17 protein-coding genes and 1 pseudogene are annotated in these 13,347 nt (G+C 65.7%); 10 read left to right on the forward strand and 8 right to left on the reverse strand.

All coding sequences use genetic code 11. From position 1 onward, the window contains the following. Window positions 1–114: 114 nt before the first annotated feature. The 3 genes from BKH28_RS10550 to BKH28_RS10560 are packed head-to-tail and all read left to right on the forward strand — an operon-like array spanning window position 115 to window position 2,394. Window positions 115–1,467: a SufS family cysteine desulfurase gene (locus BKH28_RS10550; RefSeq protein ID WP_075418760.1), complete on the forward strand. Its 1,353-nt coding sequence runs from the start codon at window positions 115–117 to the stop codon at window positions 1,465–1,467. A 2-nt stretch (window positions 1,468–1,469) separates the two neighbouring features. After that, the gene (gene sufU, locus BKH28_RS10555; protein WP_075418761.1) at window positions 1,470–1,946 is read left to right on the forward strand and encodes a Fe-S cluster assembly sulfur transfer protein SufU; all 477 of its coding nucleotides are present in this window, start codon (window positions 1,470–1,472) and stop codon (window positions 1,944–1,946) included. Window positions 1,947–1,998: 52 nt separating this feature from the next. Further along, window positions 1,999–2,394 (forward strand): metal-sulfur cluster assembly factor, encoded by a 396-nt coding sequence (locus BKH28_RS10560; protein ID WP_009397410.1) that lies wholly within the window; start codon window positions 1,999–2,001, stop codon window positions 2,392–2,394. A gap of 47 nt (window positions 2,395–2,441) precedes the next feature. On the opposite strand, the gene BKH28_RS10565 is transcribed toward BKH28_RS10560, so the two are convergent. From BKH28_RS10565 to BKH28_RS13950, 3 genes and pseudogenes are all read right to left on the reverse strand, one after another. Continuing rightward, complete coding sequence (locus BKH28_RS10565) at window positions 2,442–2,816, reverse strand: DUF4267 domain-containing protein (protein ID WP_081380119.1); 375 nt, start codon at window positions 2,814–2,816, stop codon at window positions 2,442–2,444. A 70-nt stretch (window positions 2,817–2,886) separates the two neighbouring features. After that, complete coding sequence (locus tag BKH28_RS13865; protein WP_075418789.1) at window positions 2,887–3,282, reverse strand: DUF488 domain-containing protein; 396 nt, start codon at window positions 3,280–3,282, stop codon at window positions 2,887–2,889. Window positions 3,283–3,342: 60 nt separating this feature from the next. After that, window positions 3,343–3,906 (reverse strand): annotated as a pseudogene (locus tag BKH28_RS13950) (TetR/AcrR family transcriptional regulator); the annotation flags it as partial. A gap of 93 nt (window positions 3,907–3,999) precedes the next feature. Between BKH28_RS13950 and BKH28_RS10580 the strand changes: the two are divergent. Beyond that, entirely contained in the window at window positions 4,000–4,410 is a 411-nt protein-coding gene (locus BKH28_RS10580; protein WP_075418762.1) for a VOC family protein, read from the forward strand. A 61-nt stretch (window positions 4,411–4,471) separates the two neighbouring features. Here the strand turns inward: BKH28_RS10580 and BKH28_RS10585 are convergent, their stop codons facing one another. Continuing rightward, entirely contained in the window at window positions 4,472–5,302 is an 831-nt protein-coding gene (locus BKH28_RS10585; protein WP_075418763.1) for a MerR family transcriptional regulator, read from the reverse strand. Window positions 5,303–5,530: 228 nt separating this feature from the next. On the opposite strand from BKH28_RS10585, the gene BKH28_RS10590 reads away from it, so the two are divergent. The 5 genes from BKH28_RS10590 (at window position 5,531) to BKH28_RS10610 (ending at window position 9,341) form a co-directional block, all read left to right on the forward strand. Then, window positions 5,531–6,280 carry a hypothetical protein gene (locus BKH28_RS10590; RefSeq protein ID WP_075418764.1) on the forward strand — a complete coding sequence of 250 codons (750 nt, stop codon included), beginning with the start codon at window positions 5,531–5,533 and terminating at the stop codon, window positions 6,278–6,280. Between the two features lie 114 nt (window positions 6,281–6,394). After that, on the forward strand, window positions 6,395–6,742 hold the full coding sequence (locus BKH28_RS10595; RefSeq protein WP_075418765.1) for an S-adenosylmethionine decarboxylase family protein: 348 nt from the start codon (window positions 6,395–6,397) through the stop codon (window positions 6,740–6,742). Beyond that, complete coding sequence (locus BKH28_RS13575) at window positions 6,739–7,506, forward strand: hypothetical protein (protein ID WP_075418766.1); 768 nt, start codon at window positions 6,739–6,741, stop codon at window positions 7,504–7,506. The genes BKH28_RS10595 and BKH28_RS13575 overlap by 4 nt, the downstream gene beginning before the upstream one ends. 52 nt (window positions 7,507–7,558) lie before the next feature. Next, complete coding sequence (locus BKH28_RS10605; RefSeq protein ID WP_075418767.1) at window positions 7,559–7,804, forward strand: DUF350 domain-containing protein; 246 nt, start codon at window positions 7,559–7,561, stop codon at window positions 7,802–7,804. A gap of 10 nt (window positions 7,805–7,814) precedes the next feature. Then, window positions 7,815–9,341 carry a polyamine aminopropyltransferase gene (locus BKH28_RS10610; RefSeq protein WP_075418768.1) on the forward strand — a complete coding sequence of 509 codons (1,527 nt, stop codon included), beginning with the start codon at window positions 7,815–7,817 and terminating at the stop codon, window positions 9,339–9,341. Between the two features lie 96 nt (window positions 9,342–9,437). On the opposite strand, the gene BKH28_RS10615 is transcribed toward BKH28_RS10610, so the two are convergent. The 3 genes from BKH28_RS10615 to ypfJ form a co-directional block, all read right to left on the reverse strand. Then, entirely contained in the window at window positions 9,438–9,797 is a 360-nt protein-coding gene (locus tag BKH28_RS10615; RefSeq protein WP_009397396.1) for a hypothetical protein, read from the reverse strand. A gap of 55 nt (window positions 9,798–9,852) precedes the next feature. Then, on the reverse strand, window positions 9,853–10,362 hold the full coding sequence (locus BKH28_RS10620) for a flavodoxin family protein (RefSeq protein WP_075418790.1): 510 nt from the start codon (window positions 10,360–10,362) through the stop codon (window positions 9,853–9,855). Between the two features lie 191 nt (window positions 10,363–10,553). Next, the gene (gene ypfJ / locus BKH28_RS10625) at window positions 10,554–11,462 is read right to left on the reverse strand and encodes a KPN_02809 family neutral zinc metallopeptidase (RefSeq protein WP_075418769.1); all 909 of its coding nucleotides are present in this window, start codon (window positions 11,460–11,462) and stop codon (window positions 10,554–10,556) included. A 150-nt stretch (window positions 11,463–11,612) separates the two neighbouring features. Between ypfJ and BKH28_RS10630 the strand changes: the two genes are divergently transcribed. Next, window positions 11,613–12,668 carry a quinone-dependent dihydroorotate dehydrogenase gene (locus BKH28_RS10630; protein ID WP_075418770.1) on the forward strand — a complete coding sequence of 352 codons (1,056 nt, stop codon included), beginning with the start codon at window positions 11,613–11,615 and terminating at the stop codon, window positions 12,666–12,668. A gap of 42 nt (window positions 12,669–12,710) precedes the next feature. Here the strand turns inward: BKH28_RS10630 and BKH28_RS10635 are convergent, their stop codons facing one another. Then, complete coding sequence (locus BKH28_RS10635; RefSeq protein ID WP_075418771.1) at window positions 12,711–13,319, reverse strand: DUF3043 domain-containing protein; 609 nt, start codon at window positions 13,317–13,319, stop codon at window positions 12,711–12,713. Window positions 13,320–13,347 lie beyond the last annotated feature (28 nt).

The following is a 13,347-nucleotide window of genomic DNA, read 5'->3' on the forward strand; positions in this document are numbered from 1 at the left end:
CGCCGTCGTCGACCCCGGCACTGAGGAAGTGGGACTAAGGTTCCTCGTGACCTCAGCACCCCGCCGGAGGCGACCACGCCTGGTACAGCTCGCACCGAATCGGAAAGGTACGTCATGACCCAGTCCACGGCCCCGTTCACCGGGGCGTCTTCGGCCGGCGCGCTCAACGTGGAGGAGGTTGCCGCGATCCGCGCCGACTTCCCCTACCTGGAGCGGTCCGCCCGCAACGGTGAGGTGCTGGCCTACCTGGACTGGGCGGCCACGAGCCAGAAGCCCGCCGGCGTCATCGCCACCGAGGCCGACTTCTACCGCATGTCCAACGGTGCGGCGGGGCGCTCGACCTACCAGCTCGCCGACGAGGCCACCGCCACCTTCGAGGACGCCCGCGACGCCGTCGCGGCCTTCGTCGGTGCGCGTGGCAGTGAGCTCGTCTTCACCAAGAACGCCACCGAGGCCATCAACCTCGTGGCCCTGGCCATCGGGCACGCCAGCCTGGGGCGGTCGGCCGCCCGTGGTGGCGGATCCGCTGCGGACGATGATCCGGCTCGGCGGCTCATCATTGGGGAAGGTGACGAGATCGTCGTCACCCGGGCTGAGCACCACGCCAACCTCGTGCCCTGGCAGGAGCTGTGCGCCCGCACCGGCGCCACCCTGCGTTGGCTGGACCTGACTGAGGACGGGCGCATCGATGCCGCCACACTGGATGTCATCACCGAGCGCACCCGCGTCCTGGCCCTGACCCACGCCTCCAACGTCACCGGTGCGATCAGTCCCCTCAACCTCATCGTGCCGCGCGCCCAGCAGGTCGGCGCGCTCGTCATTCTGGACACCTGCCAGTCCGCCGCCCACCTCCCGCTGGACTTCGGCGCACTGAAGACCACCGGTGTGGACGCCATGGTGCTCTCCAGCCACAAGATGCTCGGCCCCACCGGCATCGGCGCGCTTGTGGCCACCGAGGAGCTCCTGGAGGCGATGCCGCCGGTGCTCACCGGTGGCTCCATGATCGAGGTCGTCACCATGGAGTCGTCGACCTTCATGAGCGGCCCGCCCCGTTTCGAGGCCGGCAGCCAGCCGCTGGCGCAGGCCGCGGGATGGCGTACCGCCGTGGAGTACCTGGCAGGGATCGGCCTGGACCGGCTCCACGCTACCGAGCAGGTCCTCACCCGGCAGGTGCTTGAGGGCCTCATCCAGGTCCCCGGGCTGCGCCTGGTCGGCCCGACTGACACCACTGATCGTCTAGGTGTGGTCGCCTTCTCCATCGAGGGAGTCCACCCCCACGACGTCGGCCAGGTCCTTGACGCCGCCGGCGTCGCTGTGCGCACCGGCCACCACTGCGCCCAGCCGATCCACCAGCACTTCGGCATCCACGCCTCCTCACGCCTGTCCTTCGGGGCCTGCTCCACGCCCGAGGAGGTGGACCGCTTCCTGTCCGCCATCGCCGACGTCCGGCGCTACTTCCAGAGGTGAGCATGAACGAACTTGACCAGCTCTACCAGCAAGTCATCCTCGACCACTCCCGTGAGCGCCACGGCTCCGGCGCCCTCGACGCCCCGGACGCCACCAGCCACCAGGTGAACCCCACCTGCGGTGACGACGTGACCCTGGGCGTGCGCATCAAGGACGGAAAGATCGAGGCCATCGGCTGGGAGGGGGACGGGTGCTCCATCTCCCAGGCCTCCATCTCCGTCATGCACGACCTCGTCAACGGCGCTGACCTGGCCACCGTCGCCCGCCTCGAGGCGGACTTCGATGCCCTCATGCACTCTCGCGGCAAGGGCGTCGACGACGCCGTCCTGGACGACCTGGAGGACGGGGCCGCCTTCGAGGGCGTCTCGAAGTACCCCAACCGCGTCAAGTGCGCCCTGCTGGGTTGGATGGCCCTCAAGGACGCCCTGGCCAAGTCCGGCGTCGCCCTGCCCGACGTTGAGCCGAACGACCCCGAGTAGCCCGACCGTCCTCATCACCACCGTCCGACCTGCGAGGAAGAAGGAAGAAGCCATGAGCGAGAACCCCAGCGGGATGCCGGCAGCTGCCGACAACCCCATGGCCGCGCAGCAGCCGCCGGCCCCTGTCGCCAGCACCGAGGGCGTCGACGTCGCCGCCGTTGAGGAGGCCCTGCGCGACGTCATCGACCCTGAGCTCGGTATCAACGTCGTCGACCTCGGGCTGCTCTACGGGGTGTCGATCGAGCCCGACGGAACCGTCGTGCTCGACATGACCCTGACCACCGCCGCATGCCCGCTCACCGACGTCATCGAGGAGCAGGCCCAGCAGGCCCTGTCCCTCATCGCCGACAAGGTCCGCATCCAATGGGTGTGGCTGCCGCCGTGGGGACCGGACAAGATCACCCCTGAGGGCCGCGAGCAGCTGCGAGCCCTGGGCTTCAACGTCTGAGACCCCACTGACGGCGCTGTGACGCGCCTTCTTGAGGGCTGCATGCCTCAGGACGTCATGAGCCACGCTGCGGATCCGATGTGGACCACCACGGCGAGCAGCGGTGGTGCCGCTTCACGTGGGTTGCGGCTTGCGACGACCATCGCATCCAGCAGCTCAATGATTCCGGCCGCCAGGAGCCAGATCGCCGCCTGACTCGGCAGCAGGACGGCCACGGCTGCCGTGGCGATCCCGAACGGGACGGCTCTGGCCGCATACATGCGTGCGAAGTAGGTCGTCGCCTCGCTCGGTTCCGTCATCTTCGAGCCTGGGTCATGGGCCAACGGTCGTCCAGGCATCGCCTGGGGCTTGAACAACGCGACGAGGCCGAAGAACGCGGACCCCAGTGCGACAACGGCGTTGAGTGCCATCAACCAGGTCATGGGTGGAATCTCCTGTTCTTGGGAGAGGTCGTGCGGGGCTAGAGCTCCGCAGCGCCATCGATAGCGGGGTTCATGTCAGGTCCTCCTCGACACCGAGAATCGCCTCGCGCAGGACGCGCGCGTGGCAGTGGATATGGTCGTGGCCGGCGAACAGGAGCGTTACGCGTCCCATGAGTGCCTTGTCGCGCAGGTGCTCGACGGCGGCAACCGCCTCGGGCCGTTCGGTGAGCTCGGCACGGTAGGCATCGACGAACTGGGGCCAGGGCATCTCCCCGTTGTGGAGGGCCCGCCGCAACTCGGTGGTGGGGGTAGCGTCCTTGGCCCACTCATCGAGGGCGGCGCGCTCCTTGGAGATGCCACGGGGCCAGAGCCGGTCCACCAGGACCCGTGCTCCGTCATCGGCACTGGGCTCCTCGCGGATGCCTTTGAGGACCACGCTGTCTGAAGAGGGAAGATGCTGGATCATGCCTTCGACGCTACTCGTCTCTGTTGCCGGTGTGACCCCATCGGCTCGCAGTGAACCGAGCATGCACTGCAATGCATCCATGGTGTCTTTCAGCGCCGTTGGCGAGTCGGTCTCAGCAAGCCATAACGCGGCCTCGTTCATCGCTCCGGACAGCAAACGAACCACGGGCTCCACCGGCTGGGAGACGAGGGTGCCGTCCTTCATGAGACCGACCAGAGCCTCCGTGAGGAGCCTTTCGGAGGATGCTTCATCCATCTCCTTCCACTCGCGCCAACCCAGCACCGTCGGCGCGTCAATGAGCATGATCTGCCGGATCTCGGGGTCACTGTAGGAGGCAAGAAACGCCTCGCATCCCGCGACGAGTTCCTTCCAGGGATCCGCGCATGGCCGAGCGGCGTCCTGAACCCGGTCAGCGACCTCCTGCTGCACCTGCCGAAGGACTGCGAGGAAGAGATCCTTCTTGCCAGCGAACTGATGGTAGAGCGCTCCCTTGGTCATTCCGAGCGCATCGACGACGTCGCTCAGCCGCACCGCGCTGTAACCCTCGGAGGCGAAGCGCTGCCGAGCCACGGTGATGAGCGCCGCCTGCGTCGCCCTGCGCTGGGCTGTTCTCGTTCCTGCCATGAAGCACCTCGACAATTGACATATCGAAAGTATGTGAACTAGTTTCGCATACCAATGGTATGCGAATTCTTCGATGGCACCTGGGAGGCGACTATGCGGATCCGAGACAACTACCCGATCATCGTCACTGACCGGAAGGACGAGGCGCGAGACTTCTGGCAGCGATTCCTCGGCTTCCGTCCTGTTTTCGACAGTTCCTGGTTCACCTTGATGACGGATGAGGGCAGCGGATCATCGATCGCCTTCATGACGCCGGACCACCCCTCTGCTCCTCCAGGGCCCGATGCCTTCGCCGGAACCGGCGCCTGCTTCGAGCTGGAGGTCGACGACGCAGCAGCGGCTCATGCCGAGCTGACGGGCAGAGGACTCGCGATGACGTACTCACTCACCGACGAGCCCTTCGGCCAGCGCCGGTTCGGGTTCGCCGACCCCGGCGGCCTGTGGATCGATGTCGTCGAGCAGATTGAATCGGAGGCCGGCTACTGGGATCGGTACATGCAGTGAGCGAAGAGGGCATCAGAGATCGATGTCGGTAGTGCGTCAACCGGGCAAGTTTGAGTGTCGCTTACTCGCTCGAGCGCCATCGAACGATCGCTGCGAGAAACTCCCGTTCCAAGGCCTGGGTATGTCGGGTATCGGGGTAACCGGTTGCGGCGATGAGGTCGAAGAGCCCCCGCACCGACTCGGTGTCGACGCTGCCGGCCAGGGCCGCAAGGCGCTCAGGCGGCAGCCGGGCCTCCATCCGGGAGATGATGAGCTGGGCACGCCGCTCGATCTGCGTGTCTGACAGCTCGGCCGGATCCTGGGAATAGAGAGCCAGTGACTCGGCGTCGTAGTGAGGATCCGGGTCGACGAACAGGAACTCCGCCTCCGGCGGCATCTGACCGCGGTAGCAGGCCAGGTCGGTCAGGTCCCGCTCCTTGCGCACAGCGCAGCGCGTGGCCTCATCGGGAGCGGCCTGCTCCAGCCGGTCGAAGAAGGCCGCCATGCGCGGGGACATCGGTGAGACAGTTGAACCGGTTCTGGCCCGCTCCAGCAGGCCGGCAAGCATGTCTCTCTGTCTGGTCACCTCGGCCAGGTGATCCTCCACGGCGGCCAGGGCCCCGGCCAGGTCCTCGACAACGCTCCCGTCCGCCGAGTGCGCTTCAGCCGCGGGTGCATCGGCGATCCGCTCGACGCCGGTCGCCTCAGGCTCGTCGAGGACGCGTGTGATGGTTTCCAAGGACACGCCGGCCTGCACCAGCCAACGGATCCGGGAGAGTCGGGCCACGTGGCTCAGGTCGTAGTCGCGCCAGCCGCCACGCTCACCGGGAATCGGAAGCAGCCCCAGCGAGTGGTAGTAGCGCACCGTGCGCACGGTTGTCCCGGTCAGCTCGGCGATCTCTGCAACGCGCATGGGGATAGTCTCACACGGCACCTGCCCCTGAGTTCTTCCACCGGCGCCCATGAGGCAGGCCGGATTCAGGACTACTCGTATCCGCTTGGTGGGTGCGGGCCATGGGGAGTGCGAACCGTTTGCCGGGGCATACCCGCGTTGCTACTGTGCCCGCGTGATGACAGGCGGATCAGGTATCGACGGCGGCAGTGTCGCCCCGTCGGCTCCTCCGCAGACGGGAGGATCCTGGTGAACGGCACGCGAGCCAACCTGCAGGTCGGCGACCTGCTCCAGGGAAGTGCGGGCGCCCTGTCGGTCAGAGGCTGCCTGCTCTTCAAGGAGTGGGACTCCCAGGACCACTGCTTCTACTACTGGGAGGAGTGGCAGCTCATCGGGGCCAGCAACGCCGACACCTGGGTCGAGCTCGACCACGATCCCGGCGAGGTCCTCTTCTACGAACCCGTTCGCCTCCAAGAGACGATCGAGCCGTGGGCCCTGACCGTCGGCCAGAAGATGCAGCTGACGATCAACGGCGCTCCGCACTGGGGCCTCGTTGAGGAGGTGACCACCGGCACGCTTGAGAACGTCATCGGCTCCCCGGTGTGCCCGTTGAACATCGGTGAGACCATGACCTACGTCGAGGTGCGGTTGACGGACCCGGCCGGTGTGACCAGCAGACTGACCATCGACAGTCACCGTTTCCGTGACCTCCTGGCCTACCGCAAGACCACCTTGTCCACTGCTCAGCAGAAGCAGCTCTTCGGGCGCGTCCTCTGCAACAGTCGACCCGTCGCCCGCAAGGTGGGCCGGAACATCGGATGCGTCATCGTCGCCGCCTTCATCAGCGTCGTGCTCGTCGGAGGACTGTTCTCCGCGTGCTCCAACCCCAGTCGCCCCAGTGGTGATGCGGATCCCACCAGCACCTCGCACTCGGGCTCTTCACGGAGCTATCGTCACCGCCCGGTCTACGGGGGCGGCGGAGGTGGAGTCGGCAAGTAGTCCCGCCCCCTCATCGACGACCGCGTGCCCGCCATATGCTTTCGACGGTGGGGGAGTGAGAATGGGGATCTCGCCCCGTTTGTCGGGCATCTGCCAGGTTGCTACCGTGCTCGCGTGAGTGCGGTGAGCCTGTGTTCTGTCAACTACAAGATCAGTGGGGCTGAGCCGAACGCGCTCAACGATCTGTCTACCATGGAGTCGATTCTCCTGACCGCTGCCCAGACAGCGGGACTGACAGCTGTCTCCAGCGCTCACCACCGGTTTGAGCCTCAGGGCCTGAGCGCCGTCATCATTCTGTCCGAGTCGCATATCGCCGCCCACACCTGGCCTGAGTCCGGCGACGGCTACGTGACGCTCACCAGCTGCCGCACACTGACCCCTGCGCAGATCGAGGCCGTGGGGGAGACAGTGCGTCAGCGGCTTCAGGCCCAGCAGGTGGTCAGCTCGGGGATCACACTGTGAGCATCAGAGGTGATCTGAGAGTCGGCGAGACGCTTCGGGGCTCCTTGAGGAAGAAGAGTCATTCCTACACCGTCATGGGGCGAGTTGTCCTGAAACGGCGGGATCAGCGAAGCCGGCGCCTCACTCGGTGGGAGCAGTGGCTCCTGGTCGACGACAACAGCGAAGAGCTCTGGCTCGAGATCAATCGAGATACCAGTATGGTTGTTCTTCACGAGCCGGTTCCTATTCAGCCGATGATCGATCCGCTTGCGCTCGAGGTGGGGCAGATCCTACAGCTGAAGGTCAACGGGCGACCGTATTCCGTTGAGGTCAAGGACGTATACCGAGCCAATATTGACCATGAGACAGGAGCCATCCCACATCTGGCAGGGCCAGTGACAGCAACGACATGTGTTGAACTCCGGGTCAAAGGGGCGAGGAAGCCTCTCTCCAGCATCGTGATCGATGAGCATCGCCGTCGGGAGCACGAGGCTTATCGCATCACGACCCTCGCGCCTGAGCAACAGTCCGAGATCTTCGGTCGGCACATGAGTCGACCGTGGTGGGCTCCAGGCATTGCACGAAGGCTCGGCCGGTGGATGTCCTCGGTAGGCTCTGGACTTCGGGGTGGTTGGAAATCACCTCTATTCTGGATCATTCCGTTTCTCATTCTGATGGCGATCCTTGCGGGGGCTGATGATGACGATTTCAATCCTGCGGAATACGGCTCCGTCTTCCGCAACCGCTCGGTCTACGGCGGCGGGGGAGGCGGCGTCGGAAAATAGCGTGGAGCTCAATCACTCAACCCTGTCGACGGTCACACATGAAGGAGAAGACATGTCGCTCATGACCATCGCTCACCACTCATCGGTCGACCTCAACTGGCAGTCACTGCTCAGTACCGTCGTCTACGCGGTGCTCGGAGTCGTCCTGCTCATGGTGTTCGCGCTGCTGGTCAACCGCATCTTCCGCCTCGACCTCAGGCGCGAGCTCATCGAGGACCAGAACATCGGCCTGGGGCTCGCCTTCGCCGGTACGGCGGTGGCCATCGCCATCATCATCGCGGCTACCATCCTGAGCTGAGCGGCGAGCCATGACCCACGGCCGAATCGGGCGACGCGAGAACGTCGCCCTGTTCACCGCGGCCCTGCTCGCCGCGATCGGCGGCCTCATCTACGAGCTCATCCTGGGCACGGCCGCCTCCTACCTCCTGGGCGACTCCGTCCTCAGCTTCAGTCTCGCCACCGGCATCACCCTGTTCGGCATGGGAATCGGCTCGCTGCTGGTCAACCGCTTCCGCGCCGCACCGGCAGTCGTCTTCGGTGTCAGCGAGGTGCTCCTGGGGCTCATCGGCGGAAACTCCGTCCTCCTGCTGTACCTGGCCTTCGGACGCACCCGCCTGCACTGGGTCGTCTTCGGCGGCATCAGTCTGACCATCGGCATCCTCATCGGCCTGGAGATTCCGCTACTGGTGCGGACCTTCGCTGCCTTCGGGCGTCGCTCGACCAGTGAGCTGCTCGGCAAGGTCATGGCCATCGACTACTTCGGCTCACTGGTGGCCTCCCTGGTCTTCCCCCTGGTACTCCTCCCACAGCTCGGCCTCATGCGTGGGGCCTACCTGGTCGGGGCGCTCAACGTCCTGGTCGCGGTGCTCGTCCTGCTCCAGGTGCGCACGCCTCGCAAGATCCTGTGGGCGGCCACCACCGCCGTTGTGGCGCTGGTCGGCATGTTCATGGCCGCCAACCGCATTGAGCGCAGTGTGGAGGCACTGACCTACAACGACCCGGTCGTCTACTACCAGCAGACCGCCTACCAGAAGGTCGTCCTCACTGAGTACCAGGACGACCTGCGCATGTACCTCAACGGCCAGCTCCAGTTCTCCAGCCTGGACGAGGCCAGGTACCACGAGACCCTGTCCGCCAGTGCCATGACCTCGGTGAAGGACCCCGCTCACATCCTCGTGCTCGGTGGGGGTGACGGTCTGCTGGCCCGGGAGATCCTGCGCTACCCCAGCGTCAAGGATGTCACCATCGTCGATATCGACCCCGACGTCACCGAGCTGGCGCGAAGCAACCGCCTACTCAAGGACCTCAACAAGGCGTCCCTGTCCGACCCCAGAGTGAAGGTCGTCAACGACGACGCCTTCACCTACGTCAGAGACTCCAAGGCGACCTACGACGTCGTTCTCGTCGACTTGGTCGACCCCTCCAACGAGAAGCTCGCCAAGCTCTACTCCACCGAGTTCTATCGAAACGTCGAAGCGCGGCTGGCACCCGAGGGCGTCATGGTCACCCAGGCCACCTCCACGTTCTTTTCACCCCATGCCTTCTCCACGGTGGCCTGCACCGTTGCCGCCGCCCAACCGGATCGGAAGATTCTGCCCTTCTCGACCAATGTCCCCTCCTTCGGGGAATGGGGCTTCGTGCTGTCCACCAGGACGCCGCAGAACCTCATCAGCCAGTCACTTCCCGAGGGACTGACCTACCAGGACCGGGAGACCCTGGAGTTCATCATGCGAACCAAACCGGCCCGTACCGAGACCATGGAGCCCTCCACCCTCCTGCATCCGCGGATCGTTGAGGTCTACAACCGAGACATGCGGCAGTGGCGCTACTACTGAACCACTCAGGGAGAGGCGGCGAAATCGGCTCGGTCTGAAAAATTCCGGAGTCGACTTCGCCGCTGCGCTGTTACGTACCGAGTCGGCCGCTTTATCTCATCTCAGGATTCTGATGGTCAGCCAGGCCGCAATCCCGGCGATTACCACACAGCTCATGAGGGACACGATGACCGCCATGCCGATGATGAACAGATAGAGCATTGACGTCAGCGTTGCCAGCCAGATGAGTGCGACACGAGCAGCGCGAGGAAGGGCAGTCGCCAGGCATGCCCCTGCTGCGACGATCACCAGGCCGCTGACGGCGAAGCTCATGAAGCCGGGGTCAGTGACGCTGACCGACTCGAGCGTCCCTCCCCAGATGATGATGAGGAGACCGCAGACGGCCAGGCATGCTCCGGTGATGTTTCGTCCGCTCAGCTGCAGCCGGGACGACTTGTCATGGTTCGTTGCTGTCATGTTGTTGTTTTCCTTCCGATGATGAGATGCGCAGTTTTCGCCAAGACGTCTGTCGTTATCTGGTGTTCGCCGAAGCCGCGAGCTCGCGTCCCCAGCTGTGGGCGTCGGTCTTCTCTCCGTCAGCCAGCGGACCCTTGTTCGCCGTGACCACGAAGCTCCTGACCGAGGCCGTCCTCCTGCCCTGATGACGCTGCAGCGCCTTGGCGATCGCCTTGGCCGCTGAACCGCTGAGCCAGCCCTTGGAGATGACCGTGTCGAAGGCGGCAGCGCTGGTGGATGCCGGGATCACCGTGGTCTCCAGCCACCCACCGATCCCGTGGGATGCCTTGCCTGATCCCGCCTGCGCACAGGCCTTGGCCCGCGAGGTCGCAGTCGGCAGCCCCCGGTTGTGGGTGGGGGCTCCCAGCACGAGCAGATCCAGGTCTGCGGGCAGGGCACTCGGAGCCTGGGAGACGTCGATGACCTGAGCGTCGACGCCGCCCTCGATCAGCCCGGTGGAGACGGCTTCGGCGATGGCATGGGTATTGCCGAAGTAGGACTCAACAACGATGAATGCCCTGGTCATGGTGTCCTCCTGAAGGCCGGTACCGGAGATGTTGCTGGTGATACGGGTGTCATGAACCCACTGTCGGGTGTGACGCCACGTCGCACGCAAACGGGGTCCGTCGCTCAGAAAGCGGCGGACCCCGTCAGACCTAGGAGATCGGTGGGGGAGAGAGACGAGTCAAGGCGACGAATGACGTCGCCGCGTTCGTCTCAGAGCTGGGAGGCGTCGACGGCGAAGGTGTTGCAGGCCTGTACCGAGCCGGAGTTCATCCCGGTGGTGAACCAGCGTACGCGCTGCTCGGAGGAACCGTGGGTCCACGTGTCGGAGTCGACGTGCCCCTTGGCCCGCTCCTGGATATGGTCGTCGCCCACGGCCTCGGCCGCACCCAGCGCGCCTTTGATCTCCTCACTGCTGGGGCGGTTGAGGAAGGGCTTGCCGGTGTCCGGGTCGGGGGTGGAGGAGGCATGGTTGACCCAGATCCCCGCGTAGCAGTCCGCCTGGAGCTCCAGTCGCACCGAGTCGGAGGTCGCGCCGCTGCCCGAGCGGTCGGCCTTGGCCATCTGCCCGGTCAGGTGCTGGATGTGGTGGCCGAACTCATGGGCCACGATGTACTCCTCCGCCAGGGGCGTGTCAGTGGCCCCCAGGGACCTCTCCATCTCGGAGAAGAAGCTCATGTCCAGATAGACCGTCTGGTCCCCTGAGCAGTAGAAGGGCCCCACCGCCGAGGAGGCGTTACCGCAGGCCGAGGAGATCTGGGTGCCGTCCCACAGGACGAACTCGGGCTTGGCGTACTTGAGCCCCGCCTGGGAGGGCAGCTGCTCGGTCCACACCGCGTCGAGGGACTCGGCGGTGGCCACCATGCGGCACTGGGTGTACTTGTTGGCGCTGTCCCCGCTGGTGCACACGGAGGTGTCGATCGATGAGGCTGTCGACGTCGTCGTCCCGGTCTGCTGCTGCGCGCCCAGCATGGAGGTCAGGTCCACCCCTGTGAGCTGGGAGAGGAGGACGACGGCGATGACGGTCAGGATCGAGCCGCCACCGATCATGGCGCCCCGGCCTCCGCCGGAACGGGTCTGGACCCGGTTGGGGTCGAGCTGGATATCGCGGTTGAAGGACACTGGCCACCTCTGAGAACACGCCTGCAATGAGGCTCGGACGAAGCCCACGCTACCGTGACACCGCCACAGGCGCGAAGTGGGAACACCGAGGAGAATAAAGGTGGGATCCTGCGCGGTCCCTGTAAGACCAGGTCGGGGTAGCCTGAGGCCGTGCTCTACGACCTGCTGTACAAGACCGTCCTGACCCGTATCGACCCCGAGCTGATTCACGACGTGTGCCTGGACGCGATCGAGTTCACCGGCAAGGTTCCCCTCGTCAGAGACGTGGTGCGCCAGATGTGGGGGCGCAGACCGGCCTTCCCCGTGCCCTCGGCCAACCAGGGCGGCCCCTTCGCCCGGCCCGTGCCCGGCATCCTGGGACTCGCCGCCGGGATGGACAAGGAGGGACAGGCCGTTGAGGGCCTGGACATGCTCGGTTTCGGTTTCATCGAGGTCGGCACGTTCACCGCACACCCCCAGAGCGGCAACGACAAGCCCCGCATGTGGCGCTACCCGCAGATGCGCGCGGTCCGCAACCGCATGGGCTTCAACAACTCCGGGGCGGACGAGGCCGCCAAGCGCCTACGGGCCCTGCGCCGTACCCCGCGAGGCCGCTCCATCGTCGTCGGCGCGAATATCGGCAAGACCAAGGTGACCCCGCTTGACGAGGCGGTGGAGGACTATCGCTACTCGGCCGCGGCAGTGGCCCGCTGGGTCGACTACCTCGTCGTCAATGTCTCCAGCCCCAACACCCCCGGGCTGCGCAGCCTGCAGAGCGTTGAGACGTTGCGCCCGATCCTCGAGGCGGTGCGCGAGGCCGCCGACCGCGCCGCGAGGCGGCACGTCCCGCTCCTGGTCAAGATCGCTCCGGACCTGGCTGACGAGGATATCGACGCCGTTGCACAGATGGTCCTGGACATGGGGCTCGACGGGGTGGTGGCCACCAACACGACCATCGATCACGACCTGGGGGAAGGCGGCCTGTCCGGCGCGCCTCTTCTGCCCCGCTCCCTGGAGGTTGTGCGCCGCCTGCGCCGCGGGCTGGGGCAGGAGCCCACGATCATCGGTGTTGGCGGGATCTCCTCCATCATGGACGCCGAACTCATGCTCGACGCGGGAGCGGACCTGCTTCAGGCCTACACGGCCTTCATCTACAACGGTCCCGCCTGGCCGGGTCGGATCAACCGGGCCCTGGCCACCGGAGCCGCTGCGCGCGTGACTGGCTGACCCCCAAAGCGGCAGGGGCCGCGCCGTAGCGGGCTGGAAGGATCAGGAGGGGTACTGGCCCCGCTTGACCAGGGTGGCGGGACGGCGCCAGCGCCGCAGCATGAAGCAGCGCGACATGATGTAGAAGAAGATCGTCCCCTCGTCCTTGACCCGCTCCTGGCCGAACTTCTCAGTGAGGCGGCGGCGCAGGCGCGCCCAGCACCAGACGGCGTCGGCGATGGCCAGCAGCAGGTAGCCGTTCATCGCCAGCACCGTGTAGAAGCTGACAAGCGGGTAGTGGGGCAGGATGCGGCTGAACCCGAAGGAGACGATGAGCAGGACGAAGATGAGGGGCATGAAGAACTCGCCCAGGCTGAAGCGCGCGTCGACGTAGTCACGGATGTAGCGCTTGACCGGCCCCTTCTCCCGGGACGGAAGGTACTTCTCGTCTCCGGTGACCATGGCTTCGTTCTGGCGCTTCCAGGCGGCATCGCGGGCCGCTCGTGCCTCTCGCTTGGCGGCCTGACGGTCCTTGGGGACCACAGGGTGCAGGTTCTTGGCCTGCTGGTCCTTGCGCCGGGGCGTGGGGCGCCCCTTACCGACGGGCTTCGGGGAGGGCTCGGCCACGGGCTCCGGCTCAGGGGTCTGGCTGCGCTTCTTGAACAGGCTCACGGTGCACAGACTAACGGCAGCGGCGCGA

Origin of the sequence: Actinomyces oris, assembly GCF_001937665.1 — a bacterium.
In the GTDB taxonomy this organism is placed as follows: Bacteria; Actinomycetota; Actinomycetes; order Actinomycetales; family Actinomycetaceae; genus Actinomyces; species Actinomyces stomatis.

What these genes read in the sequence shown, in the direction of transcription:
- BKH28_RS10550 (WP_075418760.1), top strand. Translation starts at nt 115, where the DNA reads ATGACCCAGTCCACGGCCCCGTTCACCGGGGCGTCTTCGGCCGGCGCG.
- sufU (WP_075418761.1), top strand. Translation starts at nt 1,470, where the DNA reads ATGAACGAACTTGACCAGCTCTACCAGCAAGTCATCCTCGACCACTCC.
- BKH28_RS10560 (WP_009397410.1), top strand. Translation starts at nt 1,999, where the DNA reads ATGAGCGAGAACCCCAGCGGGATGCCGGCAGCTGCCGACAACCCCATG.
- BKH28_RS10565 (WP_081380119.1), bottom strand. Translation starts at nt 2,816, where the DNA reads ATGACCTGGTTGATGGCACTCAACGCCGTTGTCGCACTGGGGTCCGCG.
- BKH28_RS13865 (WP_075418789.1), bottom strand. Translation starts at nt 3,282, where the DNA reads ATGATCCAGCATCTTCCCTCTTCAGACAGCGTGGTCCTCAAAGGCATC.
- BKH28_RS10580 (WP_075418762.1), top strand. Translation starts at nt 4,000, where the DNA reads ATGCGGATCCGAGACAACTACCCGATCATCGTCACTGACCGGAAGGAC.
- BKH28_RS10585 (WP_075418763.1), bottom strand. Translation starts at nt 5,302, where the DNA reads ATGCGCGTTGCAGAGATCGCCGAGCTGACCGGGACAACCGTGCGCACG.
- BKH28_RS10605 (WP_075418767.1), top strand. Translation starts at nt 7,559, where the DNA reads ATGTCGCTCATGACCATCGCTCACCACTCATCGGTCGACCTCAACTGG.
- BKH28_RS10610 (WP_075418768.1), top strand. Translation starts at nt 7,815, where the DNA reads ATGACCCACGGCCGAATCGGGCGACGCGAGAACGTCGCCCTGTTCACC.
- BKH28_RS10615 (WP_009397396.1), bottom strand. Translation starts at nt 9,797, where the DNA reads ATGACAGCAACGAACCATGACAAGTCGTCCCGGCTGCAGCTGAGCGGA.
- BKH28_RS10620 (WP_075418790.1), bottom strand. Translation starts at nt 10,362, where the DNA reads ATGACCAGGGCATTCATCGTTGTTGAGTCCTACTTCGGCAATACCCAT.